Annotated in this window: 22 protein-coding genes and 1 tRNA gene; 21 read left to right on the plus strand and 2 right to left on the minus strand. The window is 40.0% G+C overall.

Features of this window, described 5'->3' with window-relative positions:
• Window position 1 precedes the first annotated feature (1 nt).
• Window positions 2-1072 (minus strand): processed acidic surface protein, encoded by a 1071-nt coding sequence (locus JFU50_RS11625; protein WP_201222660.1) that lies wholly within the window; start codon window positions 1070-1072, stop codon window positions 2-4.
• A gap of 494 nt (window positions 1073-1566) precedes the next feature.
• Here JFU50_RS11625 and JFU50_RS11630 point away from each other — a divergent pair, with 494 nt between their 5' ends.
• From JFU50_RS11630 to JFU50_RS11700, 15 genes are all read left to right on the plus strand, one after another.
• The gene (locus JFU50_RS11630; RefSeq protein WP_201222662.1) at window positions 1567-2751 is read left to right on the plus strand and encodes an ATP phosphoribosyltransferase regulatory subunit; all 1185 of its coding nucleotides are present in this window, start codon (window positions 1567-1569) and stop codon (window positions 2749-2751) included.
• Window positions 2744-3373, plus strand: coding sequence for an ATP phosphoribosyltransferase (hisG, locus tag JFU50_RS11635; protein WP_201225062.1), 630 nt, complete (start codon window positions 2744-2746; stop codon window positions 3371-3373). Before JFU50_RS11630 ends, hisG begins: the two co-directional genes overlap by 8 nt.
• A gap of 27 nt (window positions 3374-3400) precedes the next feature.
• Complete coding sequence (gene hisD, locus JFU50_RS11640) at window positions 3401-4681, plus strand: histidinol dehydrogenase (protein ID WP_201187330.1); 1281 nt, start codon at window positions 3401-3403, stop codon at window positions 4679-4681.
• 104 nt (window positions 4682-4785) lie between these two features.
• On the plus strand, window positions 4786-5373 hold the full coding sequence (hisB, locus tag JFU50_RS11645; protein ID WP_056524495.1) for an imidazoleglycerol-phosphate dehydratase HisB: 588 nt from the start codon (window positions 4786-4788) through the stop codon (window positions 5371-5373).
• On the plus strand, window positions 5374-6006 hold the full coding sequence (gene hisH, locus JFU50_RS11650) for an imidazole glycerol phosphate synthase subunit HisH (RefSeq protein ID WP_201187328.1): 633 nt from the start codon (window positions 5374-5376) through the stop codon (window positions 6004-6006). It begins immediately after the preceding gene.
• Window positions 6003-6737 carry a 1-(5-phosphoribosyl)-5-[(5-phosphoribosylamino)methylideneamino]imidazole-4-carboxamide isomerase gene (gene hisA / locus JFU50_RS11655; RefSeq protein ID WP_201222664.1) on the plus strand — a complete coding sequence of 245 codons (735 nt, stop codon included), beginning with the start codon at window positions 6003-6005 and terminating at the stop codon, window positions 6735-6737. Before hisH ends, hisA begins: the two co-directional genes overlap by 4 nt.
• Complete coding sequence (gene hisF, locus JFU50_RS11660) at window positions 6738-7496, plus strand: imidazole glycerol phosphate synthase subunit HisF (RefSeq protein ID WP_053348604.1); 759 nt, start codon at window positions 6738-6740, stop codon at window positions 7494-7496. It begins immediately after the preceding gene.
• Complete coding sequence (gene hisIE / locus JFU50_RS11665; protein WP_201187324.1) at window positions 7493-8149, plus strand: bifunctional phosphoribosyl-AMP cyclohydrolase/phosphoribosyl-ATP diphosphatase HisIE; 657 nt, start codon at window positions 7493-7495, stop codon at window positions 8147-8149. The genes hisF and hisIE overlap by 4 nt, the downstream gene beginning before the upstream one ends.
• 384 nt (window positions 8150-8533) lie before the next feature.
• Entirely contained in the window at window positions 8534-10036 is a 1503-nt protein-coding gene (locus JFU50_RS11670) for a tetratricopeptide repeat protein (RefSeq protein ID WP_201222666.1), read from the plus strand.
• A 103-nt stretch (window positions 10037-10139) separates the two neighbouring features.
• On the plus strand, window positions 10140-11087 hold the full coding sequence (gene trxB / locus JFU50_RS11675; protein ID WP_201187319.1) for a thioredoxin-disulfide reductase: 948 nt from the start codon (window positions 10140-10142) through the stop codon (window positions 11085-11087).
• A gap of 561 nt (window positions 11088-11648) precedes the next feature.
• A complete protein-coding gene (locus JFU50_RS11680) occupies window positions 11649-12107 on the plus strand; it encodes an 8-oxo-dGTP diphosphatase (RefSeq protein WP_053348608.1) in 459 nt (152 codons plus the stop codon).
• A 44-nt stretch (window positions 12108-12151) separates the two neighbouring features.
• Window positions 12152-13054: an RNase adapter RapZ gene (gene rapZ, locus JFU50_RS11685; protein ID WP_201222667.1), complete on the plus strand. Its 903-nt coding sequence runs from the start codon at window positions 12152-12154 to the stop codon at window positions 13052-13054.
• Window positions 13044-14030: a gluconeogenesis factor YvcK family protein gene (locus JFU50_RS11690; protein ID WP_056524509.1), complete on the plus strand. Its 987-nt coding sequence runs from the start codon at window positions 13044-13046 to the stop codon at window positions 14028-14030. Before rapZ ends, JFU50_RS11690 begins: the two co-directional genes overlap by 11 nt.
• Window positions 14031-14097: 67 nt before the next feature.
• A complete protein-coding gene (whiA, locus tag JFU50_RS11695; protein ID WP_056524512.1) occupies window positions 14098-15051 on the plus strand; it encodes a DNA-binding protein WhiA in 954 nt (317 codons plus the stop codon).
• Between the two features lie 20 nt (window positions 15052-15071).
• Window positions 15072-15329 carry an HPr family phosphocarrier protein gene (locus JFU50_RS11700; protein ID WP_053348612.1) on the plus strand — a complete coding sequence of 86 codons (258 nt, stop codon included), beginning with the start codon at window positions 15072-15074 and terminating at the stop codon, window positions 15327-15329.
• Window positions 15330-15426: 97 nt separating this feature from the next.
• On the opposite strand, the gene clpP is transcribed toward JFU50_RS11700, so the two are convergent.
• Window positions 15427-16032, minus strand: a complete 606-nt coding sequence (gene clpP / locus JFU50_RS11705) for an ATP-dependent Clp endopeptidase proteolytic subunit ClpP (RefSeq protein WP_053348613.1) — start codon at window positions 16030-16032, stop codon at window positions 15427-15429.
• Between the two features lie 299 nt (window positions 16033-16331).
• Between clpP and JFU50_RS11710 the strand changes: the two genes are divergently transcribed.
• The 6 genes from JFU50_RS11710 (at window position 16332) to JFU50_RS11735 (ending at window position 21973) form a co-directional block, all read left to right on the plus strand.
• Window positions 16332-16403, plus strand: a tRNA-Arg gene (locus JFU50_RS11710).
• Window positions 16404-16732: 329 nt separating this feature from the next.
• Window positions 16733-18070: an RNA polymerase factor sigma-54 gene (gene rpoN / locus JFU50_RS11715; RefSeq protein WP_242489040.1), complete on the plus strand. Its 1338-nt coding sequence runs from the start codon at window positions 16733-16735 to the stop codon at window positions 18068-18070.
• Window positions 18071-18084: 14 nt separating this feature from the next.
• Complete coding sequence (locus JFU50_RS11720; RefSeq protein ID WP_235566054.1) at window positions 18085-18327, plus strand: glutaredoxin family protein; 243 nt, start codon at window positions 18085-18087, stop codon at window positions 18325-18327.
• A 139-nt stretch (window positions 18328-18466) separates the two neighbouring features.
• Entirely contained in the window at window positions 18467-19501 is a 1035-nt protein-coding gene (locus JFU50_RS11725) for a sugar-binding transcriptional regulator (RefSeq protein ID WP_201222668.1), read from the plus strand.
• Window positions 19502-19533: 32 nt separating this feature from the next.
• Window positions 19534-20541, plus strand: coding sequence for a type I glyceraldehyde-3-phosphate dehydrogenase (gap, locus tag JFU50_RS11730; RefSeq protein ID WP_201187312.1), 1008 nt, complete (start codon window positions 19534-19536; stop codon window positions 20539-20541).
• Between the two features lie 247 nt (window positions 20542-20788).
• Window positions 20789-21973: a phosphoglycerate kinase gene (locus JFU50_RS11735; protein WP_201222669.1), complete on the plus strand. Its 1185-nt coding sequence runs from the start codon at window positions 20789-20791 to the stop codon at window positions 21971-21973.
• Window positions 21974-21993: the final 20 nt, after the last annotated feature.

Genomic DNA, 21993 nt, shown 5'->3' on the forward strand with positions numbered 1-21993 from the left:
TTTACTTAACGAGTCTCGCTTTTCTAAATAATCCAAATGCAAAGGCTATCATGATTAAACCGATTAATGAACCGAATAGGTAATTGCCAGCTGTTTTAGGCATCACTCCGCCTTTTACAGTTTTATGTGTGGGTTTCTTCTTTATTTTTTTTACATTCACCACTTTAGATTTTACATCCACCACTTTAGATATGACCTCAGTAGACTGTTTTAGGTCATTACCGGTTTCTTTTACTAAATTGGAACCAATCATTTCACCTGTCAATTTAAAATCTAGTAAAAGGTTACCGCTTAAATCATAGATTGAAACTAGTAAACTAGCATTCGTCAATTCATCAAGCTTGAATAATGCTTCAAGGGATAGGTTTGTGGTGACACCGTCCTGTATTAAGGCAAATTTGAATTGAATTTGTAGCAAGCTTTGCAAATCATTATAAATCGAAAGCAATTCCGCTACTTGTTCCGCAGACAATTCATCAATTGTTTCAAAATATTCGAATTGGTCCATCCTATCGGAAATCGCCATTAGACGATCTTCAAAAGCTGGGTCCTCGACGATGGGTAAAAGGTGATTCATGAATCTTTCAAGCTCTTCGTCTGTAAGACCGATCTCAGTAAAGAGTCCATCCATTAAATCGAGCATCTCTTCCTCATCATATTCCATGTCTTCCTCATCATAATCCATTTCTAAATTAATTAGATCTTCAATGTCATAAATGAAGTGGAAGGTATCGATAATGGATTCTCCTTCTTCAAGTTCGCCGTATTCAATTAATAAGTCCGTAAGTTCTTCTTCGGTCATTTCATATTCATTAAGCAGATTCTGTAAAGTCTCTGGAGTGACAGTCGGTCCCAACGTATCACGCAGCTCTGCTACCGATTCTAACTCATCTAATGTCAAGTCGTAGTATGCTAAATAATCTTCCAGTTCAACTTGTGTCATTCTTATTTCAGTCAGATATGCTTTAAGCTCATCCTGGTTAATCATAGTTGCGGCAAAGCTCTTTGTTCCGCTAAAACCAAGCGAAAAAAGAACGACACATGCAACAAAAAACGAAAAAATTCTCTTCAATCTCATTTCCCCCTAAAATAAAATAATACCAATCTCCTAAAAAGTATAAGACAGCCTGAACAAAAGGTATACATCAACAACAAAGATTGACTGAAGATAGGTATATGGGTCTGGGAAATAGGATCTGACCCTTTACTTTTTATTCCAAAACCTTGCTGCTGTAAGTATCAGTAACCGTTATTTATTTTGGGAAATAAGGTCAGGCACCTTTTTCTTGACGGGAGATAGGGGCAGGAGTAAACTATTAATAACTTCATCTTGTTACCATATTAGCGAACTAAAGTGATTTAATAGATAATTTCGAGTATTTATATGATTATGTTATTTTTTTTGATACTATTTTATATGTTAGCCCAGTGGGTTTTAAGAGTTTTATCTTGGAAAGATAATTGTATATACAAAAATGAGTACTTGTAATGACATTGGTTTTTGCTTAAAGGCGGACCGATTGGAAATATATATAAAGTAACCATTATTCAAAAGGATGTGCAGTCGTGACTAAGCCATTTATGTTTGAGAAACCGTTAGGCATGAGAGATACACTGCCGGTGCTGTATGAAACGAAAGCCTCGGTCCGAAATAAAATGAGTGATGAAATCAAGAAGTGGGGTTATCAATTTATTGAAACGCCTACTTTGGAATATTATGAAACAATTGGTGAAGCTTCAGCTATTTTGGATCAGCAGTTGTTTAAACTGCTTGATTCTCAGGGCCATACGCTTGTACTTCGACCGGATATGACAGCCCCTATTGCACGAGTTGCGGCATCCAAACTGCTAAAACAGCAAATACCGCTTCGCCTTGCCTATTCAGCAAATGTGTACCGCGCTCAGCAGCGTGAAGGCGGCCGACCAGCAGAATTCGAACAGATAGGTATTGAATGTATCGGAAATAAGTCCATCTGTGCCGACGCTGAAATGATTGCGTTACTGGCAGATGTTTTAAAGGCATCCGGACTTCAGGAATTTAAGGTTTCCATTGGTCATATCGGATTTTTACAGGAATTTTTCGTGAGCATTCTTGGTACGGAAGAAAGAGCCTCTGTATTAAGGAAGTTTTTATATGAGAAGAATTATGTAGGTTTTAGGGAGCATGTAAAATCACTGCCGCTTTCATCTATTGATAAACAAAGGCTCATCGAGTTTATTTCATTAAGAGGTAGTGAAGACACGCTGACAAAAGCTTTGGATTTAGTTGAAAACAACAAAGGACAAGATTCTTTAGGTGAACTGAAGGAATTATCTGAGCAGTTGAAAGAATTTGGCGTGGCTCAATATGTGAGCTTTGATTTAACATTAGTCAGCCATATGAGCTATTACACAGGAACTTTATTTGAAGTGTATGCAGATCAAGTAGGTTCACCAATCGGTAATGGTGGCCGCTACGATAACCTGCTTGAAAAATTCGGCTGGAATGCTTCTGCTACGGGTTTTGCCATCCGTGTGGATCGTCTTGCTGAAGCACTTGGGGAACCTATGCAGCCTGTTGCGCCGGAATGTATTTTATTCACTCCCGAACGCAGAATGGAAGCACTTGATTTTGCAAAATCAAAAAGATCTGAAGGAAAACGGGTGACGATTCAAGATATCACGGTCGTTCAAAATGTTGATGCGTTTACTAGAACATTTTCGGAAGTGCATTTATTTGTGGGGAATGGAGGGAATGGAAAAGATGAATAATAGCTTTTTAACAATTGCGATGCCTAAAGGGAGAATCTTTGAAGAAGCGGCAGAGCTATTAAGAAAGGCCGGTTTCCGTCTACCTCCTGAGTTTGATGATTCCCGGAAATTAATTCTTGAAGTAGAAGAGGAGAATCTACGTTTCATTTTAGCTAAACCGATGGATGTTGTAACCTATGTGGAACACGGTGTAGCGGACATTGGAATTGCAGGTAAGGATGTTATGTTAGAGGAAGAACGAGATGTATATGAGTTACTTGATTTGAAAATCAGTGCCTGCTACTTAGCTGTTGCTGGTCTTCCTGGTACGAAAATTAGCGATATCGCGCCCAAAATAGCCAGTAAATATCCAAATGTAGCCTCTGGTTATTTCCGTGAACAGGGAGAGCAAGTCGAAATTATTAAATTGAACGGATCTATTGAGTTAGCTCCTTTAATTGGCTTAGCTGAACGAATTGTGGATATCGTTTCAACGGGACAGACGTTGAAGGAAAACGGTCTTGTTGAATATGCGAAAATTGCTGATGTGACTTCAAGGTTGGTGGCAAACCCTGTCAGCTACAGGATAAAAGAAGCAAGGATTACTGAAATTGTGGATCGCTTAGCAGAAATTATAGAATAGTAAAAGAATCGCTAATGAGGTGAGCGTATGAAAATTGAACGGTTAGCAGAAGGAATTTCACTGAAGCGCTCTGTTGATGCAGGTACGGCTGATCAACGAAAAGCGGTTCAGGATATTATTTATGATGTAAGAAAAAGCGGAAACGTCGCTTTACATAATTATACTGAGCGTTTTGATGGTGTAAGTCTTGAGGAATTACTCGTTTCCGAACAGGAAATTGAAGAAGCAACAGCAGCATTAACAGTAGAGCAGCTTGCAATAATCCAAGAAGCGGCAGATAATATTCGATTGTTTCACGAGAAACAAATTCGCAATTCATGGATTACCACTGATGATACGGGAACAATGCTTGGACAAAAATTAACACCTCTTGATGCGGTTGGAGTGTATGTCCCAGGTGGCACAGCAGCATACCCTTCATCTGTACTGATGAACACAATGCCGGCTAAAGCTGCAGGGGTGGAACGAATCGTTATGGTATCTCCTCCAGGAAAAGATGGAAAATTAACGCCAGCGGTTTTAGCTGCAGCGAAAATTGCAGGAGTGACAGAAATCTATAAGGTTGGAGGCGCTCAGGCTATAGCGGCTCTTGCTTATGGGACAGAAACAATTGTGAAAGTTGATAAAATAGTAGGTCCAGGAAATATTTATGTGGCGTTAGCAAAGCGGGAAGTATTCGGGGACGTTGCCATCGATATGATTGCCGGGCCTAGCGAAATAGCCGTGTTAGCTGACGATTCCGCAATTGCTTCAGAAGTGGCAGCGGACTTGCTATCACAGGCAGAGCATGATGCCCGTGCTTGCAGTGTTCTGGTGACGACTTCAATGGAGCTGGCTGAAGAAGTGTCAGCGGAAGTGAACAAGCAGGTAGCGTTACTTCCACGCCGTGATATTGCAGCTGCATCCATTAACGATTATGGACGGATTGTTGTATGCGAAAATATGGTGGAAGCTGTTGGGGCCATCAATGAACTGGCACCAGAGCATTTAGAAATTGTGACATATAATTCACTCGAAGTAATGGCTAAAATTCGCCATGCAGGGGCCATCTTTATTGGTCGCTTTAGTTCGGAGCCAGTCGGTGATTATTTTGCAGGCCCAAACCATGTGTTGCCTACTAATGGGACGGCCCGCTTTTCCAGCCCGCTGAATGTGGATGATTTCCAAAAGAAGTCCAGCATCATCATGTACAGCGAAACCGCCTTCCGTCAAAATGCGGAGAAAATCGCTGCCTTTGCCCGCATGGAAGGCCTCGAAGCTCATGCCCGCGCAATCGAATCTCGCGGTGCGAATAAACTTGGGAAATAGGGCCTGACCCCTGAAAATAATACGGAAAACATTGATATAAAAGTATTTGTAATGCATTTTTGCATCTGGGAAATGGGGTCTGACCCCAATGAGGAGGAGTTGTAATGGAGCGTTTTGCTAGTGTGGAGCGGAAGACGAATGAGACTGATATTAGCTTGAAGTTTGGTGTGGATGGGGAAGGGAATTCCTCAATTATGACGGGTGTTCCGTTTATGACGCATATGCTTGATTTGTTCACGAAGCACGGGAAGTTTGATTTGACCGTTGATGCGAAGGGTGATACAGAAGTCGATGATCATCATACAACTGAAGATATTGGTATTTGCTTAGGTCAAACATTGTTGGAAGCTCTTGGAGACAAGCGTGGTATAAAACGTTACGGAAATGCTTTCGTGCCTATGGATGAAGCACTTGCGCAGGTTGTCATCGATTTAAGTAATCGGCCGCATCTTGAGTTTCGTGCAGAGTTTCCTTCACAAAAGGTTGGTACATTCGATACTGAATTAGTGCACGAGTTCCTTTGGAAGTTCGCGCTTGAAGCCCGGATGAACCTTCATGTTGTCGTTCATTACGGTCACAACACGCATCATATGATTGAGGCGATATTTAAAGCGCTTGGGCGTGCATTGGACGAAGCTACTACCATTGATCCTCGTGTTAAAGGTATTCCTTCAACGAAAGGAATGTTGTAAATGATAGGAATCGTCGATTACGGAATGGGGAATTTATTCTCTGTCAGTAAAGGGCTGGAACGACTTGGAGCTGACTCATTCATTTCCGATGATCCAGAAGAACTTTCTAAAGCGACAGGCATTATTCTTCCCGGTGTCGGTTCTTTCAGAGATGCTATGAGTCTTTTGGAAAAACAAAAGCTGGATGAATTCCTGAAAAAATACGTAGCCGGTGGAGGTTATTTATTAGGCATATGCTTGGGTATGCAGCTTCTCTTTGATGAAAGCGAGGAAAATGGACCAGCAAAAGGATTATCTCTCATCCCAGGTAAAGTCGTTCGTTTTACGGGGATGGATGCCAATGAGATGACTTATAAGGTGCCGCACATGGGCTGGAATCGTCTTGAATTTAAACATGTATCGCCAGTGATCGAAGGCCTTGAAGAGGAACACGTTTATTTCGTCCATTCTTATTACGCTGATACTGATGAGTCATACATTACCGCTTCAGCAACTTATGATGTGGAAGTACCGGCGATTGTTGGCAAAGGAAATGTATTTGGGATGCAGTTTCATCCGGAAAAAAGCGGCCAGATGGGCATGTCACTCTTGAAAAATTATTTGACATTAGTAGAAGGGAAGGGAAAAGCTTGAGCAACTTTACGATTTACCCAGCGATTGATATGCGTGGAGGCAAATGCGTTCGCTTAATCCAGGGAGACTACAATCAGGAAACGGTTTATGGCGATTCCCCCTTTGATATGGCTAAAAGTTTTGCGGACCAAGGAGCGGATTGGATACATATGGTTGATCTGGATGGAGCTAAAGAAGGCGTTCGTATCAACGATTCCTACGTTATTAAAGCAGCCAAAGAGTTAGGTGCCCGCGTCCAAATTGGCGGAGGCATTCGAACGGAGCAGAACATTGCTCATTATCTTGATAATGGTGTAGAGCGTGTAATTCTAGGCAGCTCGGCCGTTTCAGACCCGGAATTTACTAAAGATATGATCAGAAAATATGGAAACCATATCGCGATTGGCATTGATGCGAAGGATGGTAAGGTTGCCACTCATGGCTGGCTTCAAACGTCAGAAACACAGGCCATAGAGCTTGGGAAACTACTAGCTGATGCTGGTGCAGAGACATTTATCGTGACCGATATCGCAACAGACGGCATGCTTTCAGGGCCAAATGTGCACGGGATTGTGGCTATGGCGAAGGCAACTGGCAAAAATGTAATTGCTTCTGGCGGCATTAGTTCGCTCGAAGATCTAATCACCCTCAAGGAGTATGAAGCTCAAGGTGTTGCAGGGGCGATTATTGGCAAGGCGCTTTATACTAATCGCTTTACTGTAAAAGAAGCGGTAGAAAAGGTGCGTGGTTAAATGCTGACCAAACGAATTATTCCTTGTCTGGATGTAAAAGACGGACGTGTGGTTAAGGGGATACAATTTGTTTCCTTAAGGGATGCCGGGGATCCAGTCGAGCTAGCTGCCTTTTACGACCAAGAAGGTGCTGATGAGCTTGTCTTTCTTGATATTTCTGCTTCACACGAAGGTAGGGAAACGATTGTAGACGTCGTTCAAGCGGTTGCAGGCAGTCTAGCAATCCCGTTTACAGTTGGCGGCGGTATTAATTCGCTAGCTGATATGAAGAAGATTCTACGTGCTGGTGCAGATAAAGTATCTTTAAATACAGCAGCTGTTTTACGACCTGACTTAATTAATGAAGGTTCCGATTATTTTGGTGCTCAATGTATCGTAATTGCTATTGATGCGCGATATGATGAAGAGCTTGGTTCATGGCGCGTTTATACCCATGGCGGTCGAAAACCGACTGAATGGGAAGTAATTGATTGGGCGAAGGAAGCGGTCACACGTGGTGCTGGTGAAATTTTATTGACAAGCATGGATTGTGACGGAGAAAAACAGGGCTTTAATATCGCATTAACAAAAGCGGTATCGGAAGCAGTTTCGGTTCCTGTTATTGCTTCTGGCGGTGCAGGTAACGCGGAGCATTTCCAGGAAGCATTTGAAGAAGGAAAAGCGGACGCAGGGTTAGCAGCCTCAATTTTTCATTATAAAGAAACATCTGTTAAAGAAGTCAAAACGTTTCTCAAACAACAAGGAGTGGTTGTACGATGAATCTCGAAACTATTAGATATGACGAAAAAGGTCTGGTTCCGGCGATTGTCCAAGATGCAGGAACTGGCGAAGTGCTGACACTTGCTTATATGAATAAAGAATCCTTGCAATTATCCATAGAAAAAGGAGAAACCGTGTTCTTCAGCCGTTCACGCAATGAGTTATGGCATAAGGGAGAAACGAGTGGAAATACGCAAAAAATCACAGAAATGAAGTATGACTGCGATCAGGATGCAATAGTCGTTCGTGTTGTTCCTGCAGGGCCGGCATGCCATACAGGTGCAACAAGCTGTTTCAGCGAAACGATTTATCAAAATAAAGAAGCGCAACAAGCGGTACAGACAAATGTGACTTTCTTGACGGAATTAGAGAAATTGATTGGAAAAAGAAAAACGGAAATGCCTGAAGGATCTTATACAACCTACCTATTCGATAAGGGCGTTGATAAAATCTTGAAAAAAGTAGGGGAAGAAGCTGCTGAAGTAATCATTGCTGCTAAAAACCGCGATGCTGAAGAGCTTTCTATGGAAAGTGCAGACCTTCTCTATCACTTATTTGTTCTTCTTCAAGAACAAGAATTGCCTTTCCAAGCAGTGCTTGATGTACTGAAGGCCAGACATTCTGATAAAGACGAACCTAAAGAAAATGAATAAATAAATAGTCAAATACCCTCCCAAATCCGGAGGGTATTTTTCCTTATAAGGTTTTTTTCTGTGTGTTTACGACGACAATCATCAACGAATCAAGGTAAAATTTAAAAGTCATGAGCCCGGAAGATTACCGGGTTCATGCCCTCAAGGCTGCCTAATTAAATAAAGTGTCTAACTTTTTGGGTTCACTTCATAATCTTGGCTCTTTTTTACACCTGTGAAGGAAAACATTTATGAGAAAATGATGATTCAAAACCCGTGTATTTTGCCTGATAATTTCTAAATAAAAGTATCATAAATCCGTTTTCCATTTTCTTGAATTATTCGGCAAAAATTCTTCAATATGTTATAATACTATGGTTAATCAACTTGTAGATGGAGGATTACATGAGTAAAGACTCTAAATTTGGCCAACAGGCAAAAATTCTAACCTTTCACCCGACAGGTGAGTATTATTTCACCAAGGGTCTAAAAGCATATCATAGACGAGAACTACCTAAATCAAAAAAATACTTGGAACGTGCGCTGGAACTTGAACCGTCAGAACCGATGATAGCCTGTCAATTGGCAATCACCTGCTCAGAGATCGGTGAATATAATTATTCAAATAACCTCCTGGAAAATATCTTGGATGTGATGGATCCATATATGTCGGAATGCCATTACTTCCTGGCGAATAATTATGCTCATTTAGGCATGTTCAAGGAGGCTTACCGCCACGCGAGTGCATACCTGGATAAAGAAGAAGACGGAGAGTTCAGCGATGATGCAGAGGATCTTCTTGAACTCATTACCTTCGAGTCGGATGAATCCGAAGAAAATCTCTTTAAGCATGATGGACTTATTTCCAAGCAGGAAAAGGCTCGTGAGTATTTAGAATCGGGGAATTTCCCTAAGGCAATTGAAGTACTAAAAGAAACGATTGCCGAATACCAGGATTATTGGTCGGCTTATAATAATCTAGCACTTGCTTATTTTTACCTTGGTCAGGTAGATGAAGCCTTTGAAACGTTGGATGAGGTACTTGAAAAAAGTCCAGGAAACTTACATGCGCTTTGTAATCTGGTGGTTTTCCATCATTATCAACAGGATGAGGATAAGGTGGAAGAGCTCATACAAATGCTCGAAAAAATTCGGCCGATGTTATCTGAACATCGCTTCAAGCTTGGTGCGACTTTCGCGTTAATCGGGAACTATGCATCCGCATATAAATGGCTAAAAATATTGCAGAAACAAGGGTTTGAAGGAGATGGAACCTTCTACTATTGGCTTACTATATCGGCCTTCCACTTAGGACATGAACAGGCAGCTAGAAAAGCTTGGAAAAAGGTTGTAGAAATGAATCCGGAAAAAGAAGGCATGGAGCCTTGGGGAGATATGAATGCAACTTCTGATGGTTTTGAACATCATTTTCCTTCCATTATAAAACGGCTTGAAAGCGAATTTATTGAAGAAAGACTGTTTGCTATTTTCCTTTTGAAACATTCGGTTCATAAGCAAAAGCTATTGAAAAACCAGGTCCTCAACCTGAATCAGAACTTCACTGACTTGGAAAGGGATTATGCAGACCTGGTGCAAGCTCCTGCAAAAAATCGTCAACTGACACCCATTGATTTTGCCGATCGAACGGCTGAATTATTATATCAGCATTTTCAACCGATTCAATTAGATGAAGCTGGGCTCTATTTAATGTGGTTTTCTGTCTTCATCGAAGCGGTTAATTCAGAGCAAAAGCTTAATAATCCAGCAGGCTGGGCATCTGCAGTCGAATACGTGTGGAATCAGCTTAAAAATGAAAAGATGAGCAAGCAGGCAATAGCAGACAAACATTTCATATCGGTGTCGACCTTATCGAAGTATGTAAAATTGGTTCAAACGCTCCTAGAGTGAGCAGATATTTGGACGAAAAATTATTTGTTATATAGGATAATAGGTAGGGAACACTAACCTTAGTGAAGGTTCCATTTGTTATGGAATATGGAGGAGTGAGAACATGTCTGAAAAAATTTATGACGTTGTTATTATCGGAGCTGGTCCTGCTGGGATGACGGCTGCTGTCTATACATCACGTGCGAACCTTTCAACATTGATGTTAGAACGCGGAGTACCAGGCGGCCAAATGGCGAACACAGAGGAAGTTGAAAACTATCCAGGATTCGACACAATCCTCGGACCTGAACTTTCAACAAAAATGTTTGACCATGCCAAGAAATTTGGTGCGGAGTATGCCTATGGTGATGTTAAGGAAATCATCGACGGGGAAGAGTATAAAACAATTGTTGCCGGTTCTAAAGAATTTAAAGCTCGTTCGATCATTATTTCTTCAGGTGCCGAATACAAGAAAATCGGCGTTCCTGGCGAAAAAGAATTAGGCGGACGTGGTGTATCGTATTGTGCTGTTTGTGATGGAGCATTCTTCAAAGAAAAAGAACTGTTCGTTATCGGCGGAGGAGACTCTGCAGTTGAAGAGGGTGTGTACCTAACTCGTTTTGCTTCGAAAGTAACGATCGTTCACAGACGTGAAGAGCTTCGTGCACAGAAAATCCTTCAGGATCGTGCGTTTGCCAATGAAAAAATTAACTTCATCTGGAATCATACTTTGAAGCAAATTAATGAAGAAGGCGGTAAAGTTGGTGGTGTCACTCTTGTTTCCACAGTAAATGGAGAAGAGAAAGTAATGGACGCAGACGGTGTATTCATCTATATCGGAATGTTGCCACTAACTAAGCCATTTGAAAAATTAGGCATCTTGAATTCTACAGGCTACATCGAAACGAATGATCGGATGGAAACACGGGTCCCAGGTATTTTTGCTGCTGGAGATGTTCGTGAAAAAACTTTGCGCCAAATTGTTACAGCAACAGGTGATGGAAGTATTGCTGCTCAATCTGTTCAGCATTATGTGGAAGAACTTCAAGAAAAGTTGCAACCGAAGGCTTAAGTATTATAATTTATATACAAAAATTTACACATCGTAATTCTGTTTTAATTATGTTGTAACACCAGTGAAATAATGATTGGGTATAGTAAGAGTAGAAGTTGACCCCCTTTTATTATAAAACGTTGAGGACACAGATTAAGAATCTGTGTCCTTTTTTTCGTTTCCTGCTTTAAGACTATATCTTCCCTACCATTTTCTAGGAAGAATCAATATGTTGTAATAGAAAGTAAGATAGCCATCTGCATTTAGGGAATGAAAGTGGAGAAGAATAGGAGGTAAGCTAGAGAAGAAATTTACTCGGTAATTCCACGAGATGAATATTCCCCCAATGCAGGAAGGTTACTTTATTGTTAGCTTATTTCAAAAATAGTATAATGATAAGATATACTAAACATATATCATTCATAAGGGTAAGATTTAAAATACAGCTTGTTTGAACTATAAGCATTTGTAAATCGCCAAATGGATGTCTAGCGGCGGTTTAAAGATATAAACTGAATCTCTGGAACACAAGAGTGAAGGTTTCTATAGTCGAGCAGAGGCCAATTTGAGGTGAAGAACGTGCAACGTGTCACAAACTGTGTATTGATTAAGGATAATCAAATCTTATTATTAAAAAAACCAAGACGCGGATGGTGGGTAGCTCCTGGTGGCAAGATGGAGCCCGGAGAATCTATACGTGATGCCTGTATAAGAGAATTTCGCGAAGAAACAGGTGTTTATTTAAAAAACCCTACCATCAAAGGCATTTTCACCTTCATTATGAAGGATGGGGATAAGGTGTTGTCAGAATGGATGATGTTTACTTTCTTTGCTACGGACTCTGATGGTGTCAATGTAGATGTATGTGAAGAAGGGGAGCTTTTCTGGCACCCTATAGAAGATGTTAAAAAGCTGAAAATGGCTGAAGGGGATTTTCACATTCTGGACTATATGGTTCATGGAAGTGGAATTATTTACGGAACGTTTACCTATACACCTGAATTTAAGTTGCTTTCTTATCGACTAGATCCAGGTTAATATTTACTTATAAAAAAGATTGCTATACATGGGGGCGGAGAAAAATGAGTACAGGGCAGATGAATGAAACGCAATTGGTCATCATAACTGGAATGTCAGGAGCAGGAAAGACAGTGGCGGTTCAAAGTTTTGAAGACCTCGGCTTTTTTTGCGTCGATAATTTGCCGCCCACTTTATTGCCAAAGTTTTTGGAGTTAATGAAGGACTCTGGGAATAAGATGAATAAAGTAGCACTTGTTATGGATTTACGGGGGAGAGAATTTTTTGATTCCTTATTTCTTGCTTTGGACAAATTAACAGAAACATCATCGGTCTCACCAAGAATTCTTTTTCTTGAAGCTGATGATGATTCCTTGGTCCGTCGATATAAGGAAACGAGAAGGACCCATCCATTAGCTCCATTAGGCCGGCCATTAGAAGGTATTAAAATGGAACGGGAACTCTTGGATGAACTAAAAGGAAGGGCTCAGTTGATTTTTAATACTTCACAGCTGAAGCCACGTGAACTTAGGGAAAAAATTGCTTCAGAATTTTCAACGGATAAAAGTGTAGGATTTACAGTCAATGTCATGTCCTTTGGGTTCAAGCATGGTCTACCTATAGATGCAGACCTTGTGTTTGATGTACGTTTTCTACCCAATCCGTACTATATTGACCACATGAGGCCAAAGACGGGGTTGGAGCAAGAAGTATCTAGCTACGTTTTAAAATGGAGTGAGACACAAAAGTTTTTAGAAAAGGTAACAGATCTGCTTACCTTTATGCTTCCATATTATAAGCGTGAAGGGAAAGCGCAACTTGTTATTGCGATTGGGTGTACAGGAGGTCAGCACCGTTCTGTAGCATTGACTGAGTATATTTCGAACTACTTCCAAAAGGATTACAGGGTTCAGGTGTCTCATCGAGATATCGAAAAAAGTAAGGGGAAAGTAAAAGATGTTAAATAAAAAGAACCGGCCTAAAGTTGTGATCATTGGAGGGGGAACCGGCCTTCCGGTTTTATTAAGAGGATTAAAGAAGCATCCAGTGGATATAACAGCAATCGTTACGGTAGCTGATGATGGTGGAAGTTCAGGGCGCCTTCGTGAGGACATGGATATCCCCGCACCTGGTGATATTCGTAACGTTCTTGCTGCATTGTCAGATGTAGAGCCTCTTGTTGAGCAAATGTTTCAGCATCGCTTTCAGAGTAAAAATGAGTTGTCCGGGCATTCGTTGGGGAATCTGATTCTCGCTGCTATGACCTCATTAACGGGAGATTTCGTCCATGCAATCCAGGAAATGAGTAAATTCTTGAATGTCCGGGGTAAAGTACTGCCAGCTGCCAACCAAAGTGTGGTTCTCCAAGCGGAAATGGATGATGGATCGATTGTTACTGGAGAATCCAAAATCCCCTTTTCAGGAAAGAAAATAAAAAAAGTATTTCTGTCGCCCCAACATATAAAGCCGCTAAGTGAAACTCTCCAAGAAATCAAGCAGGCAGATCTTATCGTCATCGGTCCAGGAAGCTTATACACTAGCATTCTGCCTAATCTACTTGTTCCAGGTCTTGGTGAAGAAGTAGGCCGCTCTAAGGCGAAGAAAGTGTACATTTGCAATTTAATGACACAAGCAGGCGAGACGCTGGATTATAGCGCAAGCGATCATATAAAAGCTATATATGATCATATGGGAAATGCATATATTGACAGGATACTTGTTAATAATGAGGAAATACCGTCTGAAATTCAGGAACGTTATAAAGCTGAATATGCCAAACCGGTTGTGTACGATGTGGAAAGTTTAAAAAGAATGGGTCTTGAAATCATACAAGAACGCATTTTTAGCTATGAAGGTAATGTAATACGCCATGACACAAAAAAAGTGGCAGATTTGCTTTATAATATGCTGGTAAATGAAACGAAAAGTCATATAGTTCCGTAGATATAAGTGGATACTGCTTTTTGACTAATAAAAAGAGATTACCTGCGTTCGATTGGGGGTGAAATGGATGTCTTTTGCTTCAGAAACAAAAAAAGAGCTTACTACATTGGAAGGAAAGGATTGTTGCGGAAAAGCAGAATTGTGTGCACTTATCCGGATGAATGGATCCCTTTCATTTTCTAATCGGAAGCTTGTTGTGGATATTCAAACTGAAAATGCAGCGATTGCCAGACGGATTTACACGCTGTTGAAAAAAAGTTATGAGGTCCAGGTCGAGCTGCTGGTTCGTAAAAAGATGAAGCTTAAAAAGAATAATGTTTATATTGTCAGGATGTCATCTGGAGGGCAGCGGATTTTAACCGATTTAGAAATTTTAGGCGAGGGCTTTGAAATTCTCCATGCTATATCCGATACTATTGTTGGGAAAAAATGTTGTAAGCGTTCATATCTAAGAGGTGCATTTCTTGCGGGAGGTTCGGTCAATAATCCGGAAACGTCTTCCTATCATCTTGAGATTTTCTCACTTTATAAAGAGCACAATGATGCGCTTTGTGAGCTAATGAATAAGTTTGGTTTAAAGGCTAAGACGCTAGAACGTAAAAAAGGGTATATCATTTATTTAAAAGAAGCCGAAAAAATTGCAGAGTTTTTAAGTATTGTGGGAGCTCATTCAGCTTTATTAAGGTTTGAGGATGTAAGAATTGTCCGTGATATGCGTAATTCCGTAAATCGCCTTGTGAATTGTGAAACAGCTAATTTGAACAAAACGATTGGGGCCTCATTGCGTCAGGTTGAAAATATCCATTACATTGAGGATACGGTAGGATTAAATATTTTACCAGATAAGCTTCGGGAAATTGCGGAGCTAAGGATAGCATTTCAGGATATAACATTAAAGGAACTTGGAGAAATGGTATCAGGAGGAAACATCAGTAAGTCGGGGATTAATCATCGGTTGCGAAAAATTGATGAAATAGCTGATAGACTCCGTGGAGGAGAAGCTATTGCTGCGAAAAAATAAAGCTAACAGGGGAGATCAAGATGGTGGAAAAACAAGTAGAAGTACGACTGAAAACAGGTTTACAAGCACGACCGGCTGCTCTTTTTGTTCAAGAAGCTAACCGCTTTCATTCAGATGTTTTCCTTGAAAAAGAAGGAAAAAAAGTGAATGCAAAAAGTATTATGGGGTTAATGAGTCTTGCCATTAGCTCTGGCGTGTCCGTCAAGCTTATTGTTGAAGGCCGTGATGAAAAAGAAGCAATAGAGGCATTAGAAGAATTCGTACAGCAAGAAGGATAAAATAAGAGGGTGCCGACAAGCATCCTCTTAAAGTTTTCACATAAAAGAAAAAGGACTCAAAAGTTGCTTTATGCTACTTTCGAGTCCTTTAGTTTTATTATTTGTCTTTTTTATCCTCAAGATTGCTACGAGTGATGACTTTGTCAATCAAGCCATATTCAAGAGCTCTTTCAGAGGTCATGAAGTTATCGCGTTCTGTATCTCTTTGAAGGACTTCTATAGGTTGTCCAGTACGTTCTGCTAGGATTTGGTTTAATTTGTCTTTCAAGTGAAGGATACGGCGTGCTGCAATTTCAATTTCCGTTGCTTGACCTTGAGCTCCTCCAAGTGGTTGGTGAATCATGACTTCACTGTTTGGCAGGGCATAACGTTTGCCTTTTTCACCAGCAGCCAATAGGAATGCACCCATAGAAGCAGCCATACCAATACATACAGTTGATACATTTGGTTTAATATATTGCATTGTATCGTAGATAGCCATACCAGATGTGATGCTTCCACCTGGGCTGTTGATATATAAAGTAATATCTTTTTCAGGATTTTCTGCTTCTAAAAATAGTAATTGAGCAACAATAGAATTGGAAACATTGTCATCAATTGCGCTTCCAAGCATAATGATCCGGTCTTTTAATAAACGGGAATAAATATCGTAGGCACGCTCCCCACGACTTGTTTGTTCGATAACTGTAGGAATTAAATTCATGTTCATTTCCTCCTTCGATTAAGAGAATCATTTAAATTCTTTATGTATGTATGATACACTTTTTGGTCAATTTAGGTCAAACAAAACAAACCCTATAATTGATAATTTGTTCGACAATTTTCTAGCTAAGTCTCCTTCCTAATTAAATTTATTTATAATTATGCCGCACAGGGATGAATTTCCACATTACCCATAATACCCAAAAGCCGAAGTTTTAAACCTGATAACCCTTGCAAAGGAAGGCATTCTATCATATAATGAAGTCTGTCGAAAAAATATAGTAAATGATCTTCTATTTCGCCCTCGTAGTGCAACGGATAGAACGCAAGCCTCCGAAGCTTGAAATGCAGGTTCGATTCCTGCCGAGGGCATTACCAATCTCCTGCTTAATTAAGTGGGGGATTTTTTATTTGTTATTTTTAAGTGAAGGCATCCGATGGCTCCAAGCGATTTTTGATGAATTTAATCGATTTCCGTAAATTTCCATCGAATCCTGTAATATCACCCTATTTTGGAAAAAAATAGTCATTACCCTTAGAAAATGTTGATTTCTCAATAAAAGTAGTTGTGAAAATAGCATTCCTGACATATAGTATTTAAAACAAATACACTATTCAGAAAAAAACGTAAGCGTTTTCATGGGTTTTTGTGTAGAATTTTCTCCTGATAATGTAAAATGAAATAGGGGAGGGATGAATCGATGAGTATGAATATGAAAGCAGGACTTTTTCAACAGCAAACATTAAAAATGGCAATGACCCAGGAGCTGATGCAAGCTATTACATTGTTGCAGTACTCCGCACAAGAGCTTTCCGCTTTTTTAGAAAATAAAATGGTGGAAAATCCATTACTGTCCCTAGATCAGCCAACATCTGCTTTGTTTCAGCCAACCCTTGACCGGAAAAAGGGTAAACGAACTCTTAAAAATACGTATGATGCTAATTATTGGATTGAACAAATCAGTGAAGATACCCTTTCACTTGAACAGCATGTCATGTCGCAAGTGAATCACCAGCAACTTTCTGGTGAGCATCAGAAGGCGATGTTGCTCTTAATTCATAACCTTGATGAAAACGGTTACTTGCGAATCCAGCTGGAAGATATATGTGTTCCGGGGATATCTTCAGCCGTTTTAGATGAGAGCCTACGACTTTTACAGCAACTCGAGCCGCATGGGCTTGCAGCGAGGAATCTTCAAGAATGTCTTTTACTTCAGGTAAAAGCAGAAGGTGTGAATCTGCTGGCAGAATCGATCATAGAAAACCATTTCCTCGATTTTGCTGAAAAGCGGTGGAAAGACTTAAGTAAAAAAATTGGCGCTACAATGAAGGAGATTCAAGAAGTTTTTGATTATGTCCAGACATTGAATCCGCGTCCTGCTTCACTCTTTTTTCAGGAAAAACCATCCTATATTGTGCCGGATGTAGTCGTGGAAGTTCGTGACGGAATCCTGCTTGTCGGGAATTTTGATGGTAACACACCTAATCTTAATGTGGATAAAGGGTATTTAAACAGAATGAAGAGTCATAAGGACCAGGGAGTGCAACGTTTTATCCAGGATAAGTGGCAAGAATACCAATGGATCTCAAGAGGGATTCAACAGAGAAAAGAGACTATATTGAAGGTTATTCAGTGTATAGTCGAAAAACAGCCAGCTTGCTTTCATCACGGTTTAAATTATTTAAAGCCGATGACCATGAAAGAAATCGCCGACGAGCTTGGCATACATGAGTCCACAGTAAGTCGGGCTGTTAAAGGGAAATACGTGCAGACACCATTTGGTACGATAGAGATGCGGATATTTTTCACTACTTCTTTACAATCTGTCGGCCTTGATGAAGATATGTCGGGCATGCAAGCAAAAAAAAGCCTCCAGGCAGCGATCAATAGTGAAAATAAACAAAAGCCGCTTTCTGACCAGGACTTGGCTGAACGATTAAAAGAGGAGAATGGAATTATTCTGGCACGTCGAACTGTCGCCAAATACCGGGAACAATTAGGGATTCCTTCTTCATCTAAACGAAAAAGATATGATTGAAAAGGATGAGTAATTTGGAATCAAATGTGTTTGTTTTATACAGCAGGGAAAAATGTCCATTATGTGAAAAGGCCAAACAGATTCTTGAAGAGATTAAATTTGAATCAGGTATAGTATATACGGAAATTGATATCTATTCTGATGATGCTTTACTTGAAAAGTTCGGGCTTATGATTCCTGTTATAGAATGGAAAGGTAATATAATTCAATTCGGAAATGTTGATAAATCAGCTTTAAATAGGCTTGTGGAAAAATAATTTTTCAAATCATTTGAAGAAACATTCCGTTCCTGCTAGAATAAAATATGTAGCAGGAATATTTTTTTGTTTTAAGTGGGACATTAAATGACTATACGGGACATAAAGTGTCCAACTTTAACTTTTAGGAGTTTTAAACATGCGTACATTACTCGAGGTACAAAGAAAATTATTACCTGATTTCCTTATGGTTATGCAAAAAAGATATGATATCCTGCGTTATATCAAAATGATGCAGCCAGTTGGAAGGCGAAGTCTGGCAGTTAGCCTTAATTTGACGGAGCGGACGCTAAGAGGTGAGGTTGATTTTCTGAAAAGTCAGAACCTGATAAATATATTCAGTTCTGGAATGACTCTCACTGATGAAGGGATGGAGATCCTGGATAAGTTAGAAGGAATAATGCGTGAAGTAATGGGTATAGACATAATGGAACGGAAGTTGCAGGACATATTACAAGTTGATGAAGTCATCATAGTCTCTGGTAATTGTGATGAAATTCCATGGGTAAAAAAAGAATTGGGCAAAGCATGTGCAAACCGTATGAAACAAGAGTGGGAATCAAAGAATACCATTGCTGTTACAGGTGGATCAACAATGGCCGAAGTAGCTAATTCTTTGTCACCTGATGCAGCGTCAAGGAAATTGACATTTGTCCCTGCTCGCGGCGGAATTGGTGAAGCTGTACAGAATCAAGCTAATACCATTGTAGAGAAAATGGCACATAAGACGCATTCCTCGTACCGAGTGTTATATGTACCTGATCAATTAAGCGGTGAGGTATATGCTTCCTTTATGAAAGAACCTGCAATTAAAGAAGTTATTTCCCAAATCAAGTCAGCCGATATGATTATCCATGGAATTGGTGATGCTTTGGCAATGGCTAAAAGAAGAAATTCTACACCAGAAATGCTAAAGAAGCTGATTGATGGAAATGCTGTAGGAGAAGCATTCGGTTATTATTACGATGAAAACGGAAAAGTTGTTCATAAAGTTTTGACTGTCGGCATTCAATTAGATGATCTTAGCCCTGAAAAGCGAGTGATTACTGTAGCAGGTGGGAAAACTAAAGCAAAAGCAATCCGTTCATATATGAAAGGCGCACCTTCATCGACGGTTTTAATCACGGATGAAGCGGCAGCACAAGAGTTAATTCAGGGGAATTATACCCCTTAATATATTTGCGAACTTAAAAGGAGGAATTTTTCATGACAGTAAAAGTTGGAATTAATGGTTTTGGACGTATTGGACGTAATGTATTTCGGGCAGCATTGAGTAATCCTGAGGTAGATATTGTAGCTATTAACGACTTAACAGATGCTAATATGTTAGCGCACCTTCTGCAATATGATTCAATTCATGGCTCTCTTAATGAAAAAGTAACAGTGGATGGGGATTACTTAGTTGTTGATGGCCATAAAGTTAAAGTATTGGCTGAACGTGATCCTGCACAGTTAGCATGGGGAGAACTAGGAGTAGAAGTAGTTGTAGAATCTACAGGACGTTTTACAAAACGTTCCGATGCTGCTAAACATTTAGAAGCTGGCGCGAAAAAAGTTATTATTTCAGCTCCTGCATCTGATGAAGATATCACGATCGTTATGGGTGTAAACGAAGACAAATATGATGCAGAAAACCACCACGTTATTTCAAATGCTTCTTGTACGACGAACTGTTTAGCTCCATTTGCTAAAGTGCTTCATGAACAATTCGGAATTAAACGCGGTATGATGACTACAGTTCACTCTTATACAAATGATCAGCAAATCCTTGATTTGCCTCATAAAGATTATCGTCGAGCACGTGCAGCGGCTGAAAATATCATTCCTACAACAACTGGGGCAGCAAAAGCTGTTGCACTTGTTCTTCCTGAACTTAAAGGGAAATTGAATGGTATGGCAATGCGTGTACCTACTCCAAACGTATCTGTAGTCGACCTTGTTGCAGAGCTTGAAAAAGATGTAACAGCTGAAGAAGTAAATGCAGCATTTAAAAAGGCATCAGAAGGAGAACTAAAAGGAATTCTTGATTACAGCGAACTTCCTCTAGTATCAGGAGACTATAACGGTAACGCATCATCTTCTACAATTGATGCTCTTTCCACGATGGTAATGGAAGGAAACATGGTAAAAGTATTATCTTGGTATGATAATGAAACAGGATATTCTAGCCGTGTTGTAGATTTAATCGACTATTTGGCTAAAAAAGGATTGTAATTAGAATATTAAAAAAACCTCACCAAGGTGAGGTTTTTTTAATAACACCTCTAAAAAAACTTGGCAGAAGATGATATTATTAGTAAGTCATTAAACAGTCAAGCGTTTACATTTCTTGTTTTTGGATAATTTCCTGGAAACCGACTATAATGAAAAAGAGAAAAGGGGAGTTGGGATATTTACCCTCTCCCTTTTTGACTAAAAGAATCAAAAATATGTTAACAATATCTAAGGGGGTTCTTGGATTATGAATAAAAAGTCGATTAGAGATATTGAATTAAAGGGGAAACGCGTATTTTGCCGTGTTGATTTCAACGTTCCGATGCAGGACGGAAAGATTTCGGATGATACGAGAATCAAAGCTGCACTGCCGACGATTTCCTATCTGACAGAACAAGGTGCTAAAGTTATTTTAGCCAGCCACCTTGGTCGTCCAAAGGGACAAGTTGTTGAAGAATTACGCCTAGCTCCTGTTGCGGAAAGACTAAGTGAACTTAGTGGCAAAGATGTACAAAAGGCTGAAGAAGCTTACGGGGAGTCAGTTCAATCAATCATTGATAACATGGGAAATGGCGAGATTCTATTATTGGAAAACGTTCGTTTCTATCCTGGTGAGGAGAAGAACGATTCTGAATTAGCGAAGTCATTTGCTGCATTGGCTGATGTTTATGTAAATGATGCATTCGGAGCTGCGCACCGTGCACATGCTTCAACGGAAGGGATAGCCCATCATCTTCCTGCTGTTGCTGGATTGTTAATGGAAAAAGAGCTTGCGGTATTAGGAAAAGCTCTATCCAATCCAGAACGTCCTTTTACAGCTATAATTGGGGGAGCAAAGGTAAAGGATAAAATAGGTGTTATCGAGAACCTGTTGGAAAATGTCGATCACTTGATTATTGGTGGTGGATTAGGTTATACATTTATTAAAGCACAAGGTCATGAAATCGGTAATTCTTTATTAGAAGAAGACAAAATCGAGCTGGCTAAATCTTTCATTGAGAGTGCGAAAGAAAAAGGCGTACAACTGCATTTGCCAATTGATGCTGTTGTAGCAGCAGAATTTTCACCTGATGCACAAGCCCAGAATGTCGATATTGATGCTATCCCAAATGATAAAATGGCGCTTGATATTGGACCTAAAACAAGTGAATTATTTGCAGATGTAATCAAGGGCTCTAAGCTAGTAATTTGGAATGGACCAATGGGTGTATTTGAATTCGATAAATTTGCGAATGGAACGAGAACTGTTGCTGAAGCATTGGCGGAAGCAAAAGATACTTACAGCATTGTAGGCGGAGGGGATTCTGCTGCAGCTGCTGAAAAGTTTGGCTTAGCAGAAAAGATGTCCCATATATCAACTGGTGGCGGTGCTTCTCTTGAGTTCATGGAAGGCAAAGAGCTTCCTGGAGTAGTAGCCTTGAACGATAAATAAGAGTGAACCGTTAAAAATAT

The organism is Peribacillus sp. TH14, from assembly GCF_016651145.1.
GTDB lineage: Bacteria > Bacillota > Bacilli > Bacillales > DSM-1321 > Peribacillus > Peribacillus butanolivorans.